The organism is Nocardia sp. GCM10030253 (assembly GCF_042675075.1).
In the GTDB taxonomy this organism is placed as follows: Bacteria; Actinomycetota; Actinomycetes; order Mycobacteriales; family Mycobacteriaceae; genus Nocardia.
Window position 1 is genome coordinate 234,464 of sequence record NZ_JBHTDL010000011.1, and the last position, 22,137, is coordinate 256,600.

The 22,137-nt window shown below is 65.8% G+C and carries 24 protein-coding genes; 4 read left to right on the forward strand and 20 right to left on the reverse strand.

What is annotated here, in order from left to right; all coding sequences use genetic code 11:
• Window positions 1–28: 28 nt before the first annotated feature.
• From hypE to ACFQZZ_RS25630, 19 genes are all read right to left on the reverse strand, one after another.
• Entirely contained in the window at window positions 29–1,114 is a 1,086-nt protein-coding gene (gene hypE, locus ACFQZZ_RS25540) for a hydrogenase expression/formation protein HypE (protein WP_378685731.1), read from the reverse strand.
• Window positions 1,107–2,219, reverse strand: coding sequence for a hydrogenase formation protein HypD (hypD, locus tag ACFQZZ_RS25545; RefSeq protein WP_378685733.1), 1,113 nt, complete (start codon window positions 2,217–2,219; stop codon window positions 1,107–1,109). The genes hypE and hypD overlap by 8 nt, the downstream gene beginning before the upstream one ends.
• Window positions 2,216–2,557, reverse strand: a complete 342-nt coding sequence (locus tag ACFQZZ_RS25550; protein ID WP_378685736.1) for a HypC/HybG/HupF family hydrogenase formation chaperone — start codon at window positions 2,555–2,557, stop codon at window positions 2,216–2,218. Before ACFQZZ_RS25550 ends, hypD begins: the two co-directional genes overlap by 4 nt.
• Before the next feature lie 18 nt (window positions 2,558–2,575).
• Window positions 2,576–4,960, reverse strand: coding sequence for a carbamoyltransferase HypF (gene hypF / locus ACFQZZ_RS25555; RefSeq protein WP_378685739.1), 2,385 nt, complete (start codon window positions 4,958–4,960; stop codon window positions 2,576–2,578).
• A complete protein-coding gene (locus ACFQZZ_RS25560; RefSeq protein ID WP_378685742.1) occupies window positions 4,957–5,199 on the reverse strand; it encodes a HypC/HybG/HupF family hydrogenase formation chaperone in 243 nt (80 codons plus the stop codon). Before ACFQZZ_RS25560 ends, hypF begins: the two co-directional genes overlap by 4 nt.
• Window positions 5,200–5,202: 3 nt before the next feature.
• Complete coding sequence (locus ACFQZZ_RS25565) at window positions 5,203–5,679, reverse strand: hydrogenase maturation protease (protein WP_378686172.1); 477 nt, start codon at window positions 5,677–5,679, stop codon at window positions 5,203–5,205.
• A 1-nt stretch (window position 5,680) separates the two neighbouring features.
• A complete protein-coding gene (locus tag ACFQZZ_RS25570) occupies window positions 5,681–5,998 on the reverse strand; it encodes a hypothetical protein (protein WP_378685745.1) in 318 nt (105 codons plus the stop codon).
• Window positions 5,999–6,018: 20 nt separating this feature from the next.
• Window positions 6,019–6,138 carry a DUF6893 family small protein gene (locus tag ACFQZZ_RS25575; RefSeq protein WP_378685748.1) on the reverse strand — a complete coding sequence of 40 codons (120 nt, stop codon included), beginning with the start codon at window positions 6,136–6,138 and terminating at the stop codon, window positions 6,019–6,021.
• Window positions 6,120–7,487, reverse strand: a complete 1,368-nt coding sequence (locus ACFQZZ_RS25580) for a hypothetical protein (protein WP_378685751.1) — start codon at window positions 7,485–7,487, stop codon at window positions 6,120–6,122. The genes ACFQZZ_RS25575 and ACFQZZ_RS25580 overlap by 19 nt, the downstream gene beginning before the upstream one ends.
• Complete coding sequence (locus ACFQZZ_RS25585; protein ID WP_378685754.1) at window positions 7,484–8,134, reverse strand: DUF6084 family protein; 651 nt, start codon at window positions 8,132–8,134, stop codon at window positions 7,484–7,486. The genes ACFQZZ_RS25580 and ACFQZZ_RS25585 overlap by 4 nt, the downstream gene beginning before the upstream one ends.
• The gene (locus ACFQZZ_RS25590) at window positions 8,131–8,766 is read right to left on the reverse strand and encodes a DUF5947 family protein (RefSeq protein WP_378685757.1); all 636 of its coding nucleotides are present in this window, start codon (window positions 8,764–8,766) and stop codon (window positions 8,131–8,133) included. Before ACFQZZ_RS25590 ends, ACFQZZ_RS25585 begins: the two co-directional genes overlap by 4 nt.
• Window positions 8,763–9,680 carry a NifU family protein gene (locus ACFQZZ_RS25595; protein WP_378686175.1) on the reverse strand — a complete coding sequence of 306 codons (918 nt, stop codon included), beginning with the start codon at window positions 9,678–9,680 and terminating at the stop codon, window positions 8,763–8,765. Before ACFQZZ_RS25595 ends, ACFQZZ_RS25590 begins: the two co-directional genes overlap by 4 nt.
• Before the next feature lie 35 nt (window positions 9,681–9,715).
• Window positions 9,716–11,512 (reverse strand): nickel-dependent hydrogenase large subunit, encoded by a 1,797-nt coding sequence (locus tag ACFQZZ_RS25600; RefSeq protein WP_378685760.1) that lies wholly within the window; start codon window positions 11,510–11,512, stop codon window positions 9,716–9,718.
• A gap of 11 nt (window positions 11,513–11,523) precedes the next feature.
• On the reverse strand, window positions 11,524–12,579 hold the full coding sequence (locus ACFQZZ_RS25605; RefSeq protein WP_378685763.1) for a hydrogenase expression protein HypE: 1,056 nt from the start codon (window positions 12,577–12,579) through the stop codon (window positions 11,524–11,526).
• 88 nt (window positions 12,580–12,667) lie between these two features.
• Entirely contained in the window at window positions 12,668–13,504 is an 837-nt protein-coding gene (hypB, locus tag ACFQZZ_RS25610; RefSeq protein ID WP_378685766.1) for a hydrogenase nickel incorporation protein HypB, read from the reverse strand.
• A complete protein-coding gene (locus ACFQZZ_RS25615; protein ID WP_378685769.1) occupies window positions 13,462–13,836 on the reverse strand; it encodes a hydrogenase maturation nickel metallochaperone HypA in 375 nt (124 codons plus the stop codon). The genes hypB and ACFQZZ_RS25615 overlap by 43 nt, the downstream gene beginning before the upstream one ends.
• Before the next feature lie 239 nt (window positions 13,837–14,075).
• Window positions 14,076–14,666 (reverse strand): NADPH-dependent FMN reductase, encoded by a 591-nt coding sequence (locus ACFQZZ_RS25620; RefSeq protein WP_378685772.1) that lies wholly within the window; start codon window positions 14,664–14,666, stop codon window positions 14,076–14,078.
• 102 nt (window positions 14,667–14,768) lie between these two features.
• Entirely contained in the window at window positions 14,769–16,130 is a 1,362-nt protein-coding gene (locus ACFQZZ_RS25625) for an NtaA/DmoA family FMN-dependent monooxygenase (RefSeq protein ID WP_378685775.1), read from the reverse strand.
• Window positions 16,130–17,224, reverse strand: coding sequence for an LLM class flavin-dependent oxidoreductase (locus tag ACFQZZ_RS25630; RefSeq protein ID WP_378685778.1), 1,095 nt, complete (start codon window positions 17,222–17,224; stop codon window positions 16,130–16,132). The genes ACFQZZ_RS25625 and ACFQZZ_RS25630 overlap by 1 nt, the downstream gene beginning before the upstream one ends.
• A 242-nt stretch (window positions 17,225–17,466) precedes the next feature.
• On the opposite strand from ACFQZZ_RS25630, the gene ACFQZZ_RS25635 reads away from it, so the two are divergent.
• The 4 genes from ACFQZZ_RS25635 (at window position 17,467) to ACFQZZ_RS25650 (ending at window position 21,330) form a co-directional block, all read left to right on the forward strand.
• The gene (locus ACFQZZ_RS25635) at window positions 17,467–18,405 is read left to right on the forward strand and encodes an LLM class flavin-dependent oxidoreductase (protein ID WP_378685781.1); all 939 of its coding nucleotides are present in this window, start codon (window positions 17,467–17,469) and stop codon (window positions 18,403–18,405) included.
• 346 nt (window positions 18,406–18,751) lie between these two features.
• Entirely contained in the window at window positions 18,752–19,606 is an 855-nt protein-coding gene (locus tag ACFQZZ_RS25640; RefSeq protein ID WP_378685784.1) for a helix-turn-helix transcriptional regulator, read from the forward strand.
• Between the two features lie 77 nt (window positions 19,607–19,683).
• Complete coding sequence (locus ACFQZZ_RS25645; protein WP_378685787.1) at window positions 19,684–20,454, forward strand: glucose 1-dehydrogenase; 771 nt, start codon at window positions 19,684–19,686, stop codon at window positions 20,452–20,454.
• A gap of 72 nt (window positions 20,455–20,526) precedes the next feature.
• Complete coding sequence (locus ACFQZZ_RS25650) at window positions 20,527–21,330, forward strand: aminotransferase class IV family protein (protein ID WP_378685790.1); 804 nt, start codon at window positions 20,527–20,529, stop codon at window positions 21,328–21,330.
• On the opposite strand, the gene ACFQZZ_RS25655 is transcribed toward ACFQZZ_RS25650, so the two are convergent.
• Entirely contained in the window at window positions 21,317–22,081 is a 765-nt protein-coding gene (locus tag ACFQZZ_RS25655; RefSeq protein ID WP_378685793.1) for a PP2C family protein-serine/threonine phosphatase, read from the reverse strand. The two genes, ACFQZZ_RS25650 and ACFQZZ_RS25655, sit on opposite strands and share 14 nt — an antisense overlap.
• Window positions 22,082–22,137: the final 56 nt, after the last annotated feature.

A 22,137-nucleotide genomic window follows, 5' to 3' on the forward strand; every position in this document is an offset into this window, starting at 1 on the left:
TCCCGACAGTGACCGCTCCCAGCCCGCCTCAACAAATCCGCGGCAGCTGCTCCCCGGCAGGCAGTGCGACGACCCGGGTACCACCCAATGCGGTGCGCGCGACCACCATGCCAGGATGTTCCGCGACGCAGACGCCGATCGCCTCGGCCCGCGCCCCGAGCGGATGGTCGCGCATCGCGGCCAATACTCGATCCGCGTCTTGCGGTGCGACGAAGGCGATCAGCTTGCCCTCGTTGGCGACGTACATCGGGTCGAGCCCCAGCAGCCCGCAAGCATCGCGCACCTCAGCGGGGACCGGAAGTTTCCGCTCATCCAGCGAGACGCCGACTTTCGCCACACCCGCGATCTCGTTGAGCGTCGCCGCCACACCGCCACGAGTCGGGTCACGCAGCACGTGCACATCCACGCCCGTCGCGAGCATCGCCGCGACCAAACCGTTGAGCGGCGCGGTGTCACTGACCACTGTGGTCCCGAATTCGAGCCCTTCGCGACAGCTCATGACCGCGACCCCGTGCACCCCGATATCACCGCTGACGATCACGATATCGCCTGCCACAGCCCGCTGTGGCCGAATATCCACGCCCTCGTCGATGACACCGATCCCCGCGGTATTGATGAAGATTCCGTCGCCGTGTCCGGAATCGACCACCTTGGTGTCACCGGTGACGAGCTTGACCCCGGCCGCGAGTGCCGCCGTGCCCAACGCCTTGGCGATGTGCGCGATATCCGCGAGTGCGGTGCCCTCCTCGAGGATGAACGCGGTCGAGAGCACCATCGGCCGTGCGCCGGACATGGCCAGGTCGTTGACGGTGCCGTTGACCGCGAGGTCGCCGATGGAACCGCCGGGAAACACCAACGGCTTCACCACGAACGAGTCCGTCGAGAACGCCAGCCGGGCGCCGCCGAGCGTGATCACCGCGGAGTCGCCCATGGCCGCTTCCGCGGCGGACCCGAAGGCAGGGAGGAAGAGATGCTCGATCAACTCACCGGACATCGCGCCCCCGCCACCATGCCCCATCACGATGTTCGGCGAGTCACGCAGCGGCATCGGGCATACCCAGTTCTCGATATCGATCGTCGGAGCCGCCGCCGGCATTCCGATATCGTTAGGCATGAGCCACCTCCGCCGGCTGGTCGAGTCGCCGGTACAGGTAATAGGCTGCGCACGCGCCCTCCGAGGACACCATGGTGGCGCCCAACGGATTTCGTGGCGTGCACTCCTTGCCGAACGCGGCGCATTCATGCGGTTTGATCAGGCCCTGCAGTACCTCGCCGGAGCGGCAGATCGAAGATTCCGCCGTGTGCAGATCGCCCACCGAGAACCGCTGCTCCGCGTCGTAGTCGCGGTAGCGTTCCGACAGCCGCCACCCGCTCTGCGGGATCATCCCGATCCCGCGCCAGGCGCGGTCGGTCACCTCGAAGACGTCGTGCAGCATCGACTTCGCGGCAGGATTGCCCTCGGCCATCACCGCGCGCGGATACGCGTTCTCCAACTCGTGCTTGCCCGACTCCAGCTGGATCACGGTGCGCCGGATGCCTTCCAGGATGTCCAATGGTTCGAAGCCGGTGACAACCATCGGCACCCGATACTTCTCGGCCAGCGGCGGATATTCCGCAGTACCCATCACGCTGCACACGTGCCCGGCGGCAAGGAATCCCTGTACCCGGCAGGTCGGTGACTCCATGATCGCGGCGATGGCGGGCGGCACCAGCACATGCGAGACCAGCAGTGAGAAGTTCTCGATACCCAGGCGTTTGGCCTGATAGACGGTCATGGCATTGGCCGGCGCCGTGGTCTCGAATCCGATGCCGAAAAACACCACTTGGCGATCCGGGTTCTCCCTGGCGATATTGAGCGCGTCCAGCGGTGAATAGACCACTCGGACGTCGCCGCCCTCGCTCTTGACGTGGAAGAGGTCCTTCTTGCTGCCAGGCACCCGCAGCATGTCACCGAACGAACAGAAGATCACCCCGGGTCGCGCGGCAATCTCCAGCGCCTTGTCGATTACTTCCAGCGGAGTCACGCAGACCGGACAGCCCGGTCCATGGATCATCTCGATCTCGTTGGGCAGCAGCTGGTCGATACCGTGCCGAATGATCGAATGGGTCTGACCGCCACAGACTTCCATGATGGCCCAGCGCTGGGTGGTGGCCTCGCGGATCTTGTCGAGCAGGTTTTTGGCCAGCTCCGGGTTGCTGAACTCGTCGAGATACTTCATGGCGCCACCTCTGTGTCGTGTTCCGGCTGTGTCGGTTCGGCTCCTTCGGCCGTGGGATCGGCAAGGCCTGCCTGTTTGGCGGCCAGTGCGAAACCGTCACCGAATTCCTCTTTCAGCACACCGAGGTGCTCGAATTCGGCCAATGTCCGCAGCGCGGACTCCTCGTCGAGACGCTGGATGGCGAAGCCGACGTGAACAACCACGTAGTCGCCGATGGCTGCGTCGGGAATGTATTGCAGGCATACATCTTTGTGCACGCCGCCGAAGTCGACGACGGACATCAGCGTGCCGTCGCGCTCTTGGAGGCTGAGCACCTTCCCTGGGACTGCCAGGCACATCGTTGGCTCTCCTTTCGCTCAGCCCGCGCCCACGGCGAGTAACTGCCCGAACGCGAGACCACCATCGTTCGGCGGCAACCGCCGATGACAGAGGACATGGAATCCGTTTTTCCGCAGCAACATTCGCGACTGCGACAACAACAAGGCGTTCTGGAAGACCCCACCCGAAAGGGCGACGGTCATTGATTCGCTCGCGCAGGCGAGCGCCAGTTCGAGGACCAGGTGCGCGACCGCCCGATGAAACCGCGCACCTATCACCGCGGGTGCGATGCCTGCGGTCGCGTCGGACACCACCGCGGCGATGACCGGCGTCGGGTCGATCACGACCGGATCGACGTCGTCATCGAGTTCGAACCGATAGTGCGTCCGTGCGCGCGTGTCCGCCGCAGTACCGAGTGCGGGATCCGCATCCACCGGACAGACGATGTCGGGATCAATACCGCGGGATAGGCCTTCGAGTTCGATTGCCGCCTGCGCTTCATAATCCGCGACGTGCCGCACTCCGGCCAGCGATGACACGGCATCGAACAAGCGGCCCATGCTGGACGTCGGGACGCAGCCGAGGCCGGTGTGGAATTGATGTGTCAGCACCTGTCTTTCGTTCGACGGGCAGGCGGTGACCGAGGCGATGGGTGGCGACCACTCGATACCCGCCGCCCACAGATGGGCCAGCGCCATCCGATACGGCCGCTGCACACTCGCGTCGCCACCGGCCAACGGCACGTATTTCAGGTGGGCCAGTCGCCGGTAGCCCTTATAGCTCGCGAGCAGTACCTCACCGCCCCAGATCGCACCGTCGGGACCGAACCCGGTTCCGTCGAAGGCGAGGCCGACAACGGTGGCCGATTCGCCGAGCCCGTGCTCGCCCATCACCGCCGCGATGTGGGCGTGGTGGTGCTGGACGGTGCGGATGGGCCGATCGTCCGCGTGCTGCCGTGCCCACGCGGTGGATCGGTAGAGCGGGTGCGCGTCCACCGCCAACTGCGTCGGACGTACGCCGGTGAGCTCTTCCAGGTGCTGTTCGGCGTCATCGAAGGCGCGTAGGGTCGCCAGGTCGTCCATATCCCCGATGTGCTGGCTGAGCCAGGCATAGCGGTCGTCGGCCACCGCGCAGGTGTTCTTGAGGTCGCCGCCGACCGCCAAGGTGGGTGGCACGGGGAAGGGCAGCGCCAACGGCAGCGGCGCGTAGCCACGCGAGCGCCGCACCGGTAGTTCGATCTCGTCGACCAGGCGCACCACCGAGTCGTCGCACGGTACGAGGATGCGGCGGTTATGCGACAGCCAGCCGTCGGCGAGATCGGCGAGCCGCTGCCGCGCATCGGCGTCGTCGTAACAGATCGGTTCGCCGCCGAGGTTGCCGGAGGTCATCACCAGCACCTGAGGGCCGGGCGGGTCGCCGGGCAGGCCGAAGAGCAGCACGTGCAGCGGGGTGTAGGCGATCATGACGCCGAGGTCCGGATTGCGCGGCGCGACGGATTCGGCGAGCGGGCGGTCGCCGCGGGCGAGCAGCACGATGGGTCGCTGCGGACCGGTCAGCAGTGCGGCGCCGGTCTCGTCGACCTGGACGATCGAGCGCGCGGCGGCCAGGTCCGCGACCATCACGGCAAAAGGCTTGTCGCCGCGGCGCTTTCTCCTCCGCAGCTCGGCGACAGCGTTCTCGTTGGTGGCGTCGCAGGCGAGGTGATAGCCCCCGACGCCCTTCACCGCGAGAATTCCACCCGCGCGAAGCAGTTCCCTCGCGGCGGCCAACGGGTCTTCGATACCCGGACCGCCGTCGGCATCGGCCGAGTGCTGTTGTGACAGCGGCCCGTCCGCGGCACGGCCGGTATAGGCGAGGGTCGGACCACAGTCGGGGCACGCGACGGGCTGCGCGTGGAAACGCCGGTCGGTCGGGTCGGCGTATTCGCGGGCGCAGCGTGTGCACATCGCGAAGTCGGCCATCGAGGTTCGTTCGCGGTCATAGGGCAGTCCCGCGATGATGGTGAATCGTGGACCGCAGTTGGTGCAGTTGATGAAGGGATGACGGTAGCGGCGGTTGTGCGGATCACACAGTTCGCGAGCGCAGTCCGCGCACATCGCGACATCTGGTGAGGCCAGGGTGCGCCCGCCGCCGTCGCGGGTGGTGTCGGCGATGCGGAAACCGGTGCCACCCCGCACCGCAACGGCGACCTCGTGCACTGATTCGATCACGGCAAGCGGTGGCGGCCGCTGCCGAACCCGTCGTGCGAACTCATCCAGATCCGTTGGCGCACCCTCGACTTCGACGATCACGCCCGAACAGTCATTGGACACACTTCCGGACAGCGCCAATTCGGCCGCGGTGGTGTAGACGAACGGCCGAAACCCGACGCCCTGCACCACGCCCCGGACGATCAGACGCCGGCGCGCCCGCGCGCCGGTCATGTCTCGTCACCGCTGCCGAGCAGGCGCAATCCGGCCAACGCCCGCGCGGCGCCCGCTTCGTCGGTCTTCTCGATCACGAAGCCCATGTGAATGATCACCCAGTCACCGGGTTGCGCCGGATCATCCTCCAGCAGGCCGATATTCACCTTTCGCTTCTCGCCGGAGACATCCACCAGCGCGATCTGGTTGTGGTAGCCGTCGAGAATCTCGACGACCCGGCCGGGAATTCCGAGGCACATCGTTCACACCTCCTGTCGGGTGCTCAACAGGTCCGCGACTACCCGGTTGACGGCATCCGCCGCCGCGTCGACCGCGGCCGCGACCGACCCGGACAGACCGATGCCCTCGTCCACGGACTCGACCTGGCAGCCGACGACAACGGTCAGCGGCAGCGTCCCACCGAGGGCACGGACACCCGCGAAAACGGCGTCCGGATTCATCGCATGGGCATCGAGTTGCGCGGTCCCCGCTGCGCACGGTTCCGCGCGAAAGACCGCCAGCTCGCCGGGCGTGCCGCGATTCGGTATGGCATCGATCAGGACCAGCGCGTCCCACGGGTCAAGGAGGTCATAAGCGAGATGCATCCCGCGAATCCCGTAGTCGACCACGCGCACCGCGTCGTCGGGGTGGCGCGGTATCCGCCGCACCACCTCCGGTCCGAATCCGTCGTCGCCGAGGAAGATATTGCCGATCCCGGCGATCAGCACCCTGGCCGTCAGATCACCCCTGTCCCTCGGTCGGCGATGTCGCGCCGCCGACGTCGGCACCGCCAACCTGGCCGGTCGCGGTCTCGCCCGGTTCGTTCGCAGCTTCCTTCCGCCCCTCGTACGGCGGGACCGGGGCCTCGGCATCGGTGCCGGGTGTCGTGGTGAATTCGACCTTGCGGTCGTCGTCCACGCCTTCGGCGGACGTTGTCTCCTCGTGCCCCAGATCGCCTGCCGGGCGTTGTGCGGGACCGCCGGATACCTTGTCGGAACCGGTATCTCGCGAACCGGGTGCGCCGCGCTCCGATTGTGGTTCTTCTCGTTGGTCGCTCACGATGTATCCCTTCCGCTCGCTTACATGTGCCGGATCTTCAGATAGCGCCTGATGTCCGGTATCGACCGGATGCCGAGGTAGGCCCCGCCCACCACAATCAGTGCGACGACTCCCATCGCGATCACTCCCACCGTTTCCATGGCGGACCTTCCTTTCCGTTCTCCGGGCTGTTGAGAGGTTCGATTTCGTCCGGGGCGAAGTACAGGTAGCGCCCGTACCATTCGTGAAGGTCGGCGGCGGGGTCGTCCTCGATGACGACGCCGACGTGGGCGTGACCGTCGACGTCCTCGTGCACCGAGGTGACGCGGGCCAGCTTGCCGTCGAAGAACAGATCCTGTGCGTCGGCGCGACGGGACGGATGCAACCGGACTCGGCTGCCCTTGCTGACCCGCACTCCGCAGATCGACACCGCGTCGGACTCCGGTGCGACGGCAGTGTCGGCCAGGGGGTCCCACCAGTCGATGCCGATCGGAATCTCGGGGACCAGTCGCGGCTGGCCCGCATGCGGATCCCGCAGCACACCGTGTAGTTGCCGCATGGCCTCCGGCGTCATCGCAGCACAGCGGTCGATGATCTGCGCGGCTTGGGGATCGGTGGCACGGGCTTGTGCCTTCTCCTCGTCGGTCATCGTCATCACCCGCAGGGTGAGAATCTCGTCGATCTCGGTGGAGTCGAACAGTGGTCCTTCACTCTGCTCGGCGACCTCAGGATGGTCGTAGAGGATGATCGGCGAGATCAGCAGCATGCTGTGGTCGCCGGGAGGGCCGGCCAGCACCGGGAAGCAGCGGTGGTGGTGGCAGCGTGCCACCGCATCGGCCGCGTCCGCTGGCGGGTCGAGCAGCGAAATGAATTCTGCGCCTTGGAGTTCCGCGATGACGTGCGCGCCGATCAGAGATCGGGCAATGGCGTCGTGTTTATCGGTAGCCGAGGCCCCCGCATTGCGGACCCGCACCGTTATCCGGTCGTAGCGACCGTCGGGCTCGACCGTCAGCGCCAATTCGCCCTGCAAGGGAAGGCGAGTGCGCACCAAGCGTCCCGCCGGGTCCCCCGCGGGATCGGAGATCTCTTCGATATCGGTACCCCCGGGAACCCGCAGCGGCTGTGTGATGCCGACCAGCGACAGCGGGCCGACGGTCATCTCACGCTCGGTCGCCTCGTCCCAGGTGATCCAGGATCGTGAGCCCACCGTGAGCTCGCCCAACTCCACCCCGTTGGGGTCCTCCACGACGCGACGCTGCAACTGTAGAAACCGGATCGTCAGCGTGATCGACGACTTCTCGCCCGCCTCGACCAGACATTGCGCCGACAGGCTCGTGTCCTCACCGTGACCGGCGGCGGCAGCGCCCTCGGGGCCGAGCACCCCGAACTGCCACCGGGACTGGTTCTTTCGGGAGTTCGCACGATAGGGATAGAGCAGGTAGCCCTCGTAGAGCACCGCATCGGCGACGGCGCGCACCTGCGCGGTCCATGGAGATGTGCTCCCGCTCATGGGATCTCCTCGGCGGAGTGCTCCAGCAGCCGCGTGACCGCATCGTCGAATCCGAGCATCCCGTGGCTGGACTTGTACGCGGCGAGCGCATCGAGGGTTTCCTTGGTCAGTCGGACCCATCCGGAGTTGGGGAAGTGCGCCGCGACCAGGTCGTGCCAGACCGAGATCGGCATATCGAACTTGTCCTCGCGGTCCCACGGGATCTGCTGGACCGCGAATCCGCTACTACCTTTGATGAATACGGTCCCGCTGAACAGGAAGATCAATGGCACGGTGCCCTCACGCAGTGCGTGCAGATACTTCGAACCTGTCACCTCGAAGTCGTAGGTGACCGGCATCGGCAAGTCGACCTCGGTGCCACCATTGAACCCGGGAATCATGGTGGCGCAATGCATCCAGAGAAATGACCGCTGGGTGTCACGCCAGCGGTCGCGCGGCCCGAACAAGTCGACGAGGCCTGCGCTCTCCTCGTCGGTGTAGGAGCGTCGATGCGGTTCGATCCGCACCTGCGACCGCAGCGCGACCGCGTGCACCGGTTCCGCACCGAGCGCGGCGACCCCGATACGCGCGGACAAGATCGGCGCCACCGCATACGGTTCCGGCTTCATGTCGAGGACCGCGAAAGTCATCGAGTAGACGGGGCTCATCGCGCGCCGCCGGGCCGCGCGCGTTCCGACATCGCGATGAAGAACTCGTCGAGATACCGGCGCACATCCTGGCCGCCGTCGAAGCCACGCCACAGCATCCGCATCCGGCCGACGAACTCGTAGCAGGCATCGATCGGCAGCAACAGGCAGGCGGCGTTCGAGGTGCCGCGTTCCGGCACGCGGATCAGCAGCGCCTCGACATCGTCGGCGAGCACATCGATCTCCGGGTGCCGCTCCAATATCGCGCGCCATTCCGCTAGGGGCAGTTCGGATTCCGTGGCGCCCGCCGGTCCCGGGTAGAACGCGACGGTGCGCCCGAGTGCGGAATTGCGGAAGAAGAAGGCGAGCCCCACCGGAATCTCCAGTGCGTCCCACTCCCCCTGACCGATGGTGAAATTCGGGAAAGACAGATAGCGGTCGGGCACCGCGCGATACCGTAGTGCGGCCTTCTGGTCGATGAACAGCAGGTAGCACCCGCGACACACGCACATCAGCTGTCTGCCTTCGATATTCACGACATGCTGATGTTCATCGGCGATGGCTTCGGCACACATCTCACATCGCTCGCCCGCCGGCTCCGCGGGCTTGCGGTTGGCGGTGATGCGCTGCAGCACTCGGAACGGGGAGGTCACCCGCTCACCCCCACCGGTACCGCCACCGACAGCTCGCCGGAACGCACCAGCACCGGCAGTGGCTCGAGGTGGCCGTCGCCGTCGACCCGCGCACCGGCGTGCACGGCATCGAAATGTGCCTTGCACGATGGGCATCGCAGTACCGCGTCACCGACCGGGTGGCCCATCCTGCGATGTAGCACCGCACCCGCGAGCGACTTATCGCAGACCGGGCAGTGATCCCGATAGGCGAACAGGTCGTCGCCGATCCGGCAAGCCAGGATGGTCAGCCCGGCGATGGCGAACCCGCCGACCTCACCCGGCCGCAGTTCGGCCAGTTCTGGCACGGCGATCCAGCTACCGGACTGGTGACTGGTCGAGTGCACCCGCGAGAGCAGCGAGTCGGCGGAGATCAGCCCGCTCGTCGATTCCTGCTGCGCGGCGACCACTTCGATGGACTGGATCTCCGGAGCGGCGGCGCGCACCGCATCCTCGACCGCCAATTCCAGCGTGACCGATGACGATGGACAGGTGCGGCAGCTGCCCGCCAGTTCGAGCTGGACCACCCCGTCGGCGACAGCGATCAGCTTCACGTCGCCGCCGTGCGATCCGAGGTAGGGCCGCACACTCTCCAGCGCCGCCTCGACCCGCGTGTGGACATCGTGCGGATGCATGCCGTGCACCAGCAGCAGGCTCGCCACCAGATCATCGCGGGCCAGCCGGTCGACGGTCTCGCTGTCGACCAGCCGCAGCACCCGTTTCAGCGCGGCCCCATACAGCTCCGAGACCTCGCGCACCAATTGCTCGGCCCGCTCGCGGGCGACCGCGCCGCCCGACGAGCTGGCGTCGAGCAGCGTCTCGATCCGTTCGCCCGCAGTGCGCCAGCGGGTCTCGTCGAGGACGGCGTCGTCCTGATCCTCCGGGCGATCCTCCACTGTCACATCTCCTGTCGCGTCGCCCGGCTCGGGTATCACTCCGCGGTCAGCGTCTGCGTCGGTGAATGCAGCTTCTCGACTGTCTTGCCATCGCCGAGATACATGTGCACGCCGCACGGCAGGCAGGGATCGAAGCTGCGCACCGTGCGCATGATGTCGATCCCCTTGAAGTGCTCCCGATCGTTCTCTTCGAAGATCAGTTGCCCCTGAACCGCGTCCTCGTACGGTCCCGGTGTGCCGAAACTGTCTCGCGGGCTGGCGTTCCACGGCGTCGGCGGGTAGGGGTGGTAGTTCGCGATCTTCCCGTCCCTGATCACCATGTGATGTGACAGCACGCCGCGCACGGCCTCGGTGAAGCCGCACCCGATGCTCTCGTCGGGCACGTCGAATTTCTCCCAGGTCTTCGTGCGGCCCGCGCGAATCTCCTCCAGGGCCTTCTCGGCGAAATGCAGCGCACTCGCTGCCGCGTAGGCCTGGAAGTAGGTGCGGGCACGATTGCGTTCAATGGTGTTGCTGCCGTGCTCCGGGATCTTCCATTCCAAGCTGACCGGGCCCTTCAGCGCGGTCTTCGGCAGGTTGATCTGCACGCTGCGCCCCGTCGACTTCACGTACCCGATGTCGACGAGACCGGCCAGCGCGGTGACCCACAATCGGGCCAATGGTCCGCCACCGGTGTCCAGCGCCAGGTGATCCTTGCCGTCGAACCAGCGTGGTGACATGACCCAGCTGTACTTGTCGTCCAAGTCGCGCTTCTGCGGCTTGGGATTCGTGTGCTGGTTCCACGGATGGTGTCGATCCACCGGGTTGCCGAGCGGGTCCGTCTTCACGAACATTTCCTGATCGGTCCAGTCTTCGTAATACGAGCTGCCCAACAGGATTCGAATGCCGAGGTTGATGTCGACCAGGGAGGTGGTGACCAGTTGGCCGTCGACCACGACGCCCGGGGTGACGAACATCTTGCGACCCCAGGCCTCCATGTCCTTGTAGGCGAAGTTGCACACCTCGGGATCCTGGAACGAACCCCAGCAGCCGAGCAGGGTGCGGCGCAGACCGACCTTGTCGTAGCCGGGTAGCGCCTCGTAGAAGAAGTCGAACAGGTCGTCGTGCATCGGCACGACCTTTTTCATGAACTCGACATAGCGCATCAGCCGGGACATGTAGTCGGTCATCAGCTGAATCGTCGCGACTGTGCCGACACCACCTGGATAGAGTGTCGATGGATGCACGTGCCTGCCTTCCATCAGGCAGAACATCTCGCGGGTGAACCGGCTGACCTGCAGGGCCTCGCGATAGAACTCGCCGGTGAACGGGTTGAGTGCCCGCATGATGTCGGCGATGGTGCGGTAACCGTGCGCATCGGAATGCGGTGACAGTGTCTTCTCCGCCATCGCAAGCACGCCGGGATTGGTTTCGGCGACCATCTTTTCGCAGAAGTCGACCCCGACGAGGTTCTCCTGGAAGATGTTGTGATCGAACATGTACTCGGCGGCCTCGCCGAGATTCACGATCCACTCACCCAGATGCGGCGGCTTCACCCCATATGCCATGTTCTGGCAGTAGCAGGAGCACGTCGCGTGATTGTCACCGCAGATCCCGCAGATGCGGCTGGTGATGAAATGCGCGTCGCGTGGGTCCTTGCCGCGCATGAAGATCGAGTAGCCGCGGAAAATGGACGAGGTGCTGTGACACTCGACCACCTCGCGATTCTCGAAATCGATTTTCGTGTAGATGCCTAGGCTGCCGACGATTCGAGTGATCGGATCCCAGGCCATCTCGACGAGACTTTCCGGGTCGATCTTTCGCTGCGACGGCTCCGGGATAATCTGTGTCATCGAAGATTCTCCTACCAGGTGCGCGACGCGCCGGATTCCAGCTTTTGGCCCTTGTGCCGCCAGCGCGGCTCTTTGTCGAGGGTATTGCCGGTGATGTGCCGCAAGCTGCGGATCACCGACCCGTACAGGCCCGAGGCAGTAGCGGAAATCTTGCCGCCGGGTGGTTCGTCCATGAAAGGCATGAATTTGTCGGGGAATCCCGGCATGGTGCAGCCGATACAAATGCCGCCTACGTTCGGGCAGCCGCCGACGCCGTTGATCCAACCACGCTTGGGCACATTGCATTTCACGACGGGACCCCAACATCCCAGTTTCACAATGCATTTCGGCGATCCGTACTCGGTGGCGAAATCGCCCTGCTCGTAATAGCCCGCACGGTCACAACCTTCGTGCACGGTCGCGCCGAACAGCCATTTCGGCCGCAGCGCCTCGTCGAGCGGAATCATCGGCGCTTGACCGGTCGCCATGTAGAGCAGGTAGGTCAAGGTCTCCGCCAGGTTGTCCGGTTGGATCGGGCAACCCGGCACGCAGACGATCGGGATGTCCGCTTTGCTCTTCCACTCCCAGCCGAGGTAGTCCGGCACACCCATCGCACCCGTCGGGTTACCGGCCATCGCATGGATGCCGCCATAGGTCGCGCAGGTGCCGACCGCGACTACGGCGGTCGCTTTCGGCGCGAGACGATCGAGCCATTCGCTTGTTGTCATCGGCTGTCCGGTAGCGGGGTTATTTCCGAATCCGCACCAGTAGCCTTCTTTGTGCAATTGCTCGTTCGGTATCGAGCCTTCCACGACGAGTACGAACGGCTCCAATTCGCCGCGATCCGCTTTGAAGAACCATTCGAGGAAGTCATCGGCACCGCCGTTCGGGCCACATTCGAAATCGATGAGTGGCCAATGAACAGCGATCTTCGGCAAGCCCGGGAGTGCCCCGAGCGCAATCTCTTCGATACTCGGTTGAGTGGCCGCAGTCAGGGCCACCGAGTCACCGTCACAACTGAGGCCGGCGTTGATCCATAAGACGTGGATCAACGTTTCTTCGGCTCGGACTGCTTCCTGAGTTGGCACAAAAGCCACCTTCCGGAGCCCGGACACCCGGTGACGGTCTCGCCCAGTTTGAAGACCGCCACCCTTATGTGACCCTGATCACAAGAGTCTAGGCCCGCCCAACAGCATGATCAAGACTGCCTGACTCGGCGGACGCACGCTCCTTCGCAAGCCACTCATACCAGCGCACCATGCCGTCGCCGGTTGTCACCGATATCGGCATAATCTCGATGCCCGGGTTGACCGCATGAGCGTATTCGCGGCATTTGTCCAGATCGAAGTCCACATATGGCAGCAGGTCGGTCTTGTTGATAATGACGAGTTCCGCGGCGGCGAACATATGCGGGTACTTGAGCGGCTTATCCGTCCCTTCGGTCACCGAGATGACCACGACCTTGCTGCGCTCACCCAGATCGAACAGCGCCGGGCAGACCAGATTGCCGACATTTTCGATGAACAACAACGTGCCAGGCGGGGGTGCCAGGACATCAAGGGCGCGGCGCATCATGTCGGCGTCCAGGTGGCAACCCGCGCCCGTATTGACCTGCACCACAGCGCAGCCGGTCGCCTTGATCCGCTCGGCGTCCAGCAGGGTCTCCTGGTCACCCTCGATAACGGCGATCGGCACGTCGCGCAGCTCCCCGATGGTGCGCTCCAGCAACGTTGTCTTGCCCGCGCCGGGCGAGCTGGTCATGTTGAACGCCACGATATTCCGTTGCTCGAGCCATTCGCGATTATGACGAGCGAGGAGATCGTTCTTCGCGAGGATCTTCTGCTCGAGTACGACCGTCTCGGTCACCGGCAGGTGCACATGATCGGCGCCATGATCATGATGATGATCGTGGCGGTGCCCGTGATCGTGATCGTGATCGTGATCGTGATCGTGATCGTGCGGGACGGTGATCATGGCCGCTGTGTCGTTGCCACATCCGCAGGTTGCGCACATATTTCGCTCACTTCCATCGACCGGATTCGCAGTTCCCGCCCCGCTGTCACATCGACGTCGGCACTTCCGCAGTGGCACAGCAAGATCAGTTCGGTCAGCGTGAAGTCCGCGCCACAAGCCCGGCAGACGGCCCTGCCGGGCACCTGCTCGATCTCGAGATACGCCCCCTCCGCCACCGTGCCTTCGGCGGCAAGCTCGAAGCAGAATTGCATCGCATCCGGAACCACCGCACAGAGCGCGCCCACCGCAACGGTGACGCTGTGCACCTTCCGACCCGCCGCGTGCCCACACACGGCGTCGATGACACTCTGCGTGATCGCCATTTCGTGCACGATAACCTCGGCTCGATGAGAGGGCGGAGCGCTAACGTTACTCTCGAGCAAATGCCGCCTGCAGGTGTTTACGGTCAGTAGCCCGGCACGCAAGCCGAAACCGAACGACAGCCCGCCTGACATGCTGGACCCGGCAGTGCGCCCTACGCCGGCTCCGACTCCCCCGCCGCTCACAGCAGGACCGCGGAGTCGGAGTCGTCTGTGCGTCGTGTTTTTGCTTCCTTGGATATCGGCGGGGGTCAGGCCACGTAGGGACGCTCGGACCGGGCGGATCGGAGGGCTTCACCGAACCAGACGAGTTGATCGAGCAGCTTGGTAGCGGCGGCCTTGCTCGGCGCCGGGTTCGTCGGCTGGCCGAGTGCGTCGAATTGCTGTGCGGCGCCGTGGAAGCTGACGGTGTCGCGCACGGTGACCGCGTGCAGCTCTGTGAAGACCTGCTTCAGGTGCTCGACAGCACGTAGACCACCCGACAGCCCGCCATAGGACACAAATCCGACCGGTTTCGCCTGCCACTGGGTGAAGTGCCAATCAATCGCGTTCTTCAGCGGCGCCGGATAGCTGTGGTTGTACTCCGGAGTCACCACGACGAACGCGTCCGCACCCGCGAGGCGGGCGCCTGTCTCCGCCAATGCCCGCGCGCCATGCTCCCCCGGATCGTTCGACAGGTGCGGCGGTAGCTGCGTGTCCACGAGATCGATGAGGTCGATGGTGACGTCCGGGCGCTGTGCGGCGTGTTCGATGAACCAGTTGGCGACGGTCGGGCCGAATCGCCCGGAGCGGGTACTGCCGATGATTACGGCGAGCTGAAGCGGGTCAGGTGTCGAGGTCATGCACGAAGCATCGAACTTAAACAAAGGTTGATGTCAAGCGAATGTGGTCGAGTGCTGGAGTCCCGACATCAATGCCCGCGTCGCGCGCTGGAACCTGCGTCGTCAGCGCCTGGTCAGCGGTGGCCGTAGGCCGAGATGATGGCGGAGCGTTGTACCGGTGTATTCGGTGCGGTACGAGCCCCGTTCCTGAAGTTCGGGAACAAGCCAGTCGACGATCTCGTCGAGGCCGGTCGGCACCAGGTACGGCGAAATGTTGAAGCCGTGGGTGGCGCCGTGCCGGACCCAGCGGGTGAGCTCGTCGGCGACCTGGCTCGGCGTGCCGGCGAATCCGGACCGCTGCGAGGTTTCGATGGCGACCTGCCGCAGCGAAAGGTTCTTCGCTTCGGCCAAAGCCCGCCACTGGCGCGCGATCGCCACCGGGTCCTGGCCATCGCGCTGTGCGCCACGGGCTCCCGAAATCACGGTCGGCGCCGGGTCATCCGCGGGCAGCGGGCCGTCCGGGTCCAGATCGGAGAGGTCCCGGCCCCACACCTGCCCGACGAGCGACAGTGCGGTCTGGCCGGTGAACTGGCTCTCCAGCACCCACCGCGCCTTCTCCTCGACCTCGGAATCCTTCTCCGCCAACACGATCTGGGTACCCGGCAGGATCTTGATGTCGTCGTCGGGGCGGCCGGCGGCCCGCAGTCGGGCCCGGATGTCGTCGGCGAACGCGAGGGCGGCATCGAAATGAGTTCCGTGCCTGGAGAAGATGACGTCGGCGTTCGCGGCGGCGAAATCGCGTCCGGCGGGTGAATCTCCGGCCTGGAAAATGACCGGGTGTCCCTGCGCGGAGCGCGGCAGCGTCGGCGTGATCGAGACCTGGAAGTGTTCGTTGTCGCGTGCCACGGTGCGCACCGCGCCCGGTTCGAGCCAGCTCGCACTGTTGCGTGTGGCGGCAATAGCGTTGTCCCCCCACGCGTCCCAGAGTTCGCGGGCGATCCGGATGAACTCGCCCGCGCGCTCGTAGCGCTGCGCGTGGTCGAGGAATCCGCCGCGTCGGAAGTTCTCGCCTGTCCACGCGTTGTCGGTGGTGACGGCGTTCCACCCGGCGCGTCCGCCGGAGACCAGATCCAGTCCGGAGAGGCGGCGCGCGAGGTCTGCGGGTTCGTTGTAGGTGGTGTTCTGTGTGGCGACCAGCCCGATGTGGCGGGTGATCCCGGCCAGCGCAGCCAGCTGGGCTATCGCGTCGGGACGGCCCGCGATGTCCAGATCGAGGATCTTGCCGTTCTGCTCACGCAGGCGCAGGCCCTCGCCGAGGAAGAACGCGTCGAACAGCCCTCGTTCGGCGGTGCCGATAGTGCGCCGGAATGTCTCGAAGTCGATCTGGGAGCCGCTGGTCGGGTCCGACCAGATGGTGGAGTGATTGACACCCTGGAAGAAGACGCCGAAGTGCACCTGTGCGTCGGGGAACGGAACGTCGGTCATCAGTGCTGATCCTTCGCGTATCGATTGATCGGCCGGGCCAGGCCGAGGTTGGCGCGCAGCGTCGAACCGGGAACGGGGCGATGGGCCACACCGGATCTGAACAGGGCGGGCAGGACCAGGCGCGCGAGTACCGGCAGGTCTTCGTCGATAACCGCGAGGTGCAGGCGCACGCCGTCGACATGGTGCGCGAGTTCGGTGAGCAGCGCGGCGAGATCTTTGGGTTTGCCCGAGAAGCTCAGGCGGGTAGCAGGATTCGCGGTGGCGTAGCGCTCCAGATCGGCGAGTCGGTCCGCTGCGGTCGCCGCTGCGGTGTCGACGGCAGCGTCGAGCTCGACGAAAACCAGGGCACCGGCAGCGCGGGCGCGATCGGCTGCCGCCAGGGTCTCGGCGAGATCGACGCCTGATACCAGCACCACATCCGCTTCGCCGGGTGCGGTTGTGCCGCCGGCGAAGACGACGACCTGCCCCTGCGGCGGGCGAGGCACAATCGCGGGTCCCTTCACCGAGAAGGTCTCGCCGACGAAGTCGATGTAATGCAGCTTGTCGCGATCGAGGAACCGGCCCGTCGCGTAGTCGCGGACGACTGCGTCGTCTTCCCATGAATCCCACAGGCGACGCACGACTTCGATCGAATCGCGTTGTTCCTGAGCGAGTTCCGCGGCGGCGGCGCGTGCCGGTCGGCCCCAGGTGGTCGCCGCGGCGGGCTCAGCGGTCGTTGTCGCGATCCAGCCACCGCGCCCGCGCGATGTGTAGTCGAGGGTGGCCAGCTGCGAGGACGTGTGGAACGGCTCTGCGTAGGTCGTCGCCACCGCGGGCACCAGGCCGAGGGTGCTCGTCGTCGCCGCGACGAACGATGCGCGGGTCACGGCGTCGATCCGACCCGCGGGATGATCGCTTGCCGCCAGGATCGAATCGTCGAAGGTCGCGAGCGTGAAGCCCGCGTTCTCGGCCGCGGTCACCCGCGAGTGCACCGTGTGGCCGGTCAGGAGCTGATCGGGTTCGTGCGCAGCACGGCGCCATGCGGCCGGGTGGTAGCCCTCGCCGTCCAGTTCGACACCCAACGCGAACACTTTTCTACCGTTGTTCACCGCCATAGGTATGACGATCGTCAAACTTGTTCGCCACCGCCATGTTTTGCGTCGCGCTGATCGCAACCCTCGGCGACCGCGCGAACTGTGCCCCGCCGCGGCGACGAATGCGACGCGGCCACCATCCCCTGCCAGGTGTGGTGACCGCCACCGGAAAGCCGCGGCATGACGCGGTGTGCGGATTGTCACCGAGCTCATTACCTTCGGCGTAATTGCTCCGGATCCGCTCTGGGGCCAGGCTTGTCGGTATGACGAAAATCGGTGTGTTGCTGCCGAGTCGGGAGACCGCGATGACCGGCAGGCACGATGCCGCCGGGTTGGTGGAGTTTGCCAGGGCTGCCGAGGATGCCGGGTTCGACTCGGTGTGGGTGGGCGATTCGCCGTTGGCGCGGACACGGGTCGAACCCCTCACGGTGCTGGGCGCCGTCGCGGCGCGGACGTCGCGAGTGTGGTTGGGCACGGCCGCATACACCGCGACGCTGCGGCACCCGCTGCTCGGTGCGCACAGCGCGGCCACCGTTGATCAGCTCAGTGGTGGAAGGCTGGTCCTCGGTCTCGGCGCGGGATTTCCGATACCGGAGAGCGAGAACGAGTTCGACACTGTCGGTGCGCCTTTCAAGCAGCGGGTGGCTCGGCTGGACGAAACGGTGGCCATTTGGCGCCAGAGTTGGTCCGGGGCAAGCCGCTTCGACGGCCGTTACTGGAGTTTCGACGATCTGTCACGCACGCTGCCCGCCAACGACACGACCGGGCCGCCACTCTGGCTTGCGGGCGGCGACACCTCGCGGGTTCTCGAACGAGTCGCCCGACTCTACGACGGCTGGTTGCCCTTCCTGCCCGACCCGGCCGCTTACGCCCGTGCCTGGGACACGATTCGAGAACTGACCACCCGCACGATCACGGCCGGTTTCTATGCCACGATCAATATCAACGACAACGCCGCACAAGCCCGCGACGAACTCGACGGCTACGTTCACCAGTACTACCGTCGCTCGCTGGACGAAATGTCGACGATCCAAGCGTATTTCGGCGGTTCCGCAGACCAGTGCGCCGACTGGCTCGGGCACTACTTCGCCGCCGGTGCGACGCACGTGGTACTGCGGATCGGCTCGCTCAACGCGCGCAACCAGCTGGATGCGATAGCCGACACCCTCCTGCCTGCACTGCACACGGTGCCGACACCGTAGGCCGAACGGCAGGGCGATTGGTCTCCGACCGCAGGTTCGGCGCCAAGCTGTTCGTCATCGGTGACCCCGAGGCGATCATCGAGCAATCCGACGGCCTCGGGATGATCCGCAAAAGAGATCAGGTGAGCGAGCGCCAGCCCGGGATCCCTCCCGGAGCGTCGATAGCGCCGCAGCTCAGTGACGCTGCCGCAACCGAGTAAGGTCGATCCGCGAGCCGATTTTCATTGCGTCGTATCGAGTGTCGCGTTCTTGCCGAGGGCTCCGGTCGCCTCATCGCCGAGCCGGTGGTCATGTGGAAGCTCCGCCGCTCGGAAGATCAGGTGGCTGTTCGTTGTTGCCTCGACATGTGACCAGCGAATCCCCGGCCGTGACACAACGGCGCCGCGAGCAACTCCGCGACTTCCTGCGCACCCGCCGTGCACGGCTCGCGCCCGGTGATGTCGGGTTGGCGGCGGTCGGCAGGAGACGGACACCGGGCCTGCGACGGGAGGAGGTCGCGATGCTGGCCGGGGTCGGTGTGTCCTGGTACACGTGGCTCGAACAGGGACGCGATATCAAGGTCTCGGCCGAGGTGCTCGACGCGATCGGCGGCGCGCTGCGGCTGACCGCGGTCGAGCGTTCGCACCTCTACTTGCTGGCCGGGCTCAACCCGCCGCTCAGCCGAGGGGCGCGCGATGCCGCGGTGACCCCGGAGCTGCGACACTTGCTCGACGCATGGGCGCCGCGCCCCGCGGTGCTGCGGGATCGGTATTGGAACCTGCTCGCGATCAACGAGGCGGCGCGCACGGTGTTCGGCTACGACGGCACCGATCACAACTGCCTGTTCACGTTCTTCACCAATGCCCGACACCGCGCTATGCACCTGCACTGGGAGTCGGTCGCGCCGACGGTTGTCGCCGCCTACCGCGCCGATGCCGCGCATTCTCCCGGCGACCCGGGGTTCGACCGCGTGGTCGACGATCTCAGCGCAGTAAGCCCCGAGTTCGCCGATCTGTGGGCCCGCCACGACGTGGCCGCGCCTGCCCAGGCGGTGAAGGCGGTGCACCATCCAGAGGCCGGTGACTTGATCTTCGACATGACGTCGCTTGCGATGGCCGACCGCCCGGACTGGCATGTGGAGCTGTACAACTCGCGGCCGGGCACCGGAACCGAGGATCGGCTCGAACGATTGGTACACATCCGGCTCGCCGCCCCTGCCTGAGCTCCGAACCTGGTGGTGCCACACCCCGGATAACTGCGCACTGTTTGTCGTGCGCGCCGATCGGCAGGCTCAGTCATATGACGCACATCAGCTCTCGATTCGATGACAAGATCGCACTCATCACCGGCGGCACGAGCGGCATGGGACTTGCCACCGCGCGGAGGTTGCTCGCCGAGGGCGCACAGGTGGTCATCACCGGGCGCGACACGGCCAGGCTCGACGCCGCGGTCGCAGACCTGGGTGGCGCGGACCGCGTCCTCGCGATCCGCGGCGACGTCGCGAATCTCGCCGATCTCGACGCCATGACAACCGCGATTCGCGAGCGGTTCGGGCGACTGGATGTGGTCTTCGCCAACGCGGGCATCGGCACGTTCCAGCCGAACGGTGACATCACCGAGGCCGAGTTCGATCGTGCCGTCGACGTCAACTTCAAAGGCGTGTTCTTCACCATCCAGAAAACGATTCCGCTGCTGCCCGAGCACGCGGCAATCGTGATCAACGCGTCGTGGACGCTGCACCGCGGCCTGCCCAACGCCTCGCTCTACTCGGCGACCAAAGCGGCGGTGCACAACCTGGCGCATACCCTCGCTGCCGAGCTGGGGCCCAAGGGGATTCGGGTCAACTCGGTCAGTCCCGGCTACATCGACACCCCGATGTTCCACGACAACGTCACCACCGAGGCCGCGGCTGCCGTCGTCGCCGACGTGGCCGCCGGTCGGATCGGTACCGCCGACGATGTCGCCGACGTGGTCGCCTTCCTCGCTTCCGGTGAAGCGTCCTACATCAACGGACAGGACCTGATCATCGACGGCGGCCTGGTCGCCGCCATCGCTGGACCCACCGGCTAGCCCAATTGCCATGCCAGGTGCGGTGATTCACGCGCGGTCAGCTGTGCAGACCCGACTACCCAGGGAGAATTCATGACCACTTTTGTTGTTCAACGCAATGGCCGGACGGCGACCGCCGAGGAGTTGGCGCCACTCGCCTTCGCGGGCTACGCCCACTTCACGGCAATGCAGGTGCGTGGCGGCCAGGTCCGCGGCCTGGACCTGCATCTGGAGCGACTGCGGGGCGCTTCGGTGAAGTTGTTCGGTCGAGCAGTGCCCGACGATCGGGTGCGGTCCTACCTGCGGACCGCCCTGGCGGCGGGTCCGGCCGACCTCTCGCTGACAGCGACGGTGTATTCACCCGCCGGTGAATTCACGGCGGCCGGATCCGAGGGGGAGCCCGAAGTGCTGGTCCGTACCGGAGCGGCCGCTTCCGGCCCGCAGGGCCCGCTGACGCTGGCGACGGTCGAATACGAACGGGTCCTGCCCGCCATAAAACACGTCGGCGAGATAGCCAAGACGTATTTCCTCCGTCAGGCCGTCGAGCAGGGCTTCGACGACGCCGCCTTCGTCGACCGCGGGGGTCGGCTCAGCGAGGGTTCGATCTGGAACCTGGCCTTTTGGGACGGCAGCGCGGTGGTGTGGCCCAGCGCCGAGATGCTCGGCGGCACCACCATGGGCATCGTGCGCAGGCAGCTGGATCGCCTCGGTGTCCCCCAGCGCGTCGAGGAGATCACGCTCGCCGACCTGCCCGCGCTGGCCGGTGGCGTGGTGATGAACTCATGGACGCCGGGCGTCGCGGTGCGCCGGATCGGTTCTGTGCCCCTGCCCGAGGCGCCGTTGTTCCTGGAGTTGCTGCACCAGGCCTACCAGGCCGAACCGCTCACTTCACCGTAAGTGGTCGCGCTGACCGGGTGTCCACCACGAGTGCGGTGGCATTGTCGGATCCGCCGGATCGCAAAGCACTCTCCACCAAGGCTTCCGCGGCGCTCCCCGCTGTCGGGACATCGGCGAGTATCGCCTTGATGTCGGTGATTCCTAGACGCTTGTGCACACCGTCGGTACTCAACAAAAGCCTGCCCATGCTCGACCCGGTGGCGGTGTGTCCGATGTCGGCCGGGCGCGCGGTGCGGGCCGATGTGGTGACGAGGTGATTCAGCCGCGGTGCCGGGTGCAGCCCTTTGGCTCGAAAGTGTTCGGCGACAGTGTGATCCGTCGTGATCTGGTGCAGCATCCGTCCGTTCCACCGGTAGGCGCGACAGTCACCGACCCACGCGATGTCACAGGGTCCGTCGTCGCACCGGTCGGCCGCGAGCACAGCGACGACAAGCACACTGTCGGCATTCTGCTGCGGGAACTCACGCAGCAATTGCTGCTGGGCCGCAAGGATTCCCGCCACCGCGCCGCTGCGTGCACCCGCCCGCGCCGCGACCGTCGCGACAGTGCGCGCCGCTCGCGCCGCAAGCAGATGGTCACCGACACCGTCGGCGACGACGAACGCGGTGCGTCCCGCCGTCGAATCGGTAAAGGTGGCCGCGGCATCGGCGTTGATCGACCGCGAGCCGCGCTTACTCACCGACTCTCCCGCGATGCCGGTGAGCCATAGCGGCTCACGAGGAATGATGGCGGTCGTCACTGCTGCGTGCACCTGACCTCCTCGGAATTGACCCTGCCCGTACTGCCGATCAGCACCAGTCCAGTCAA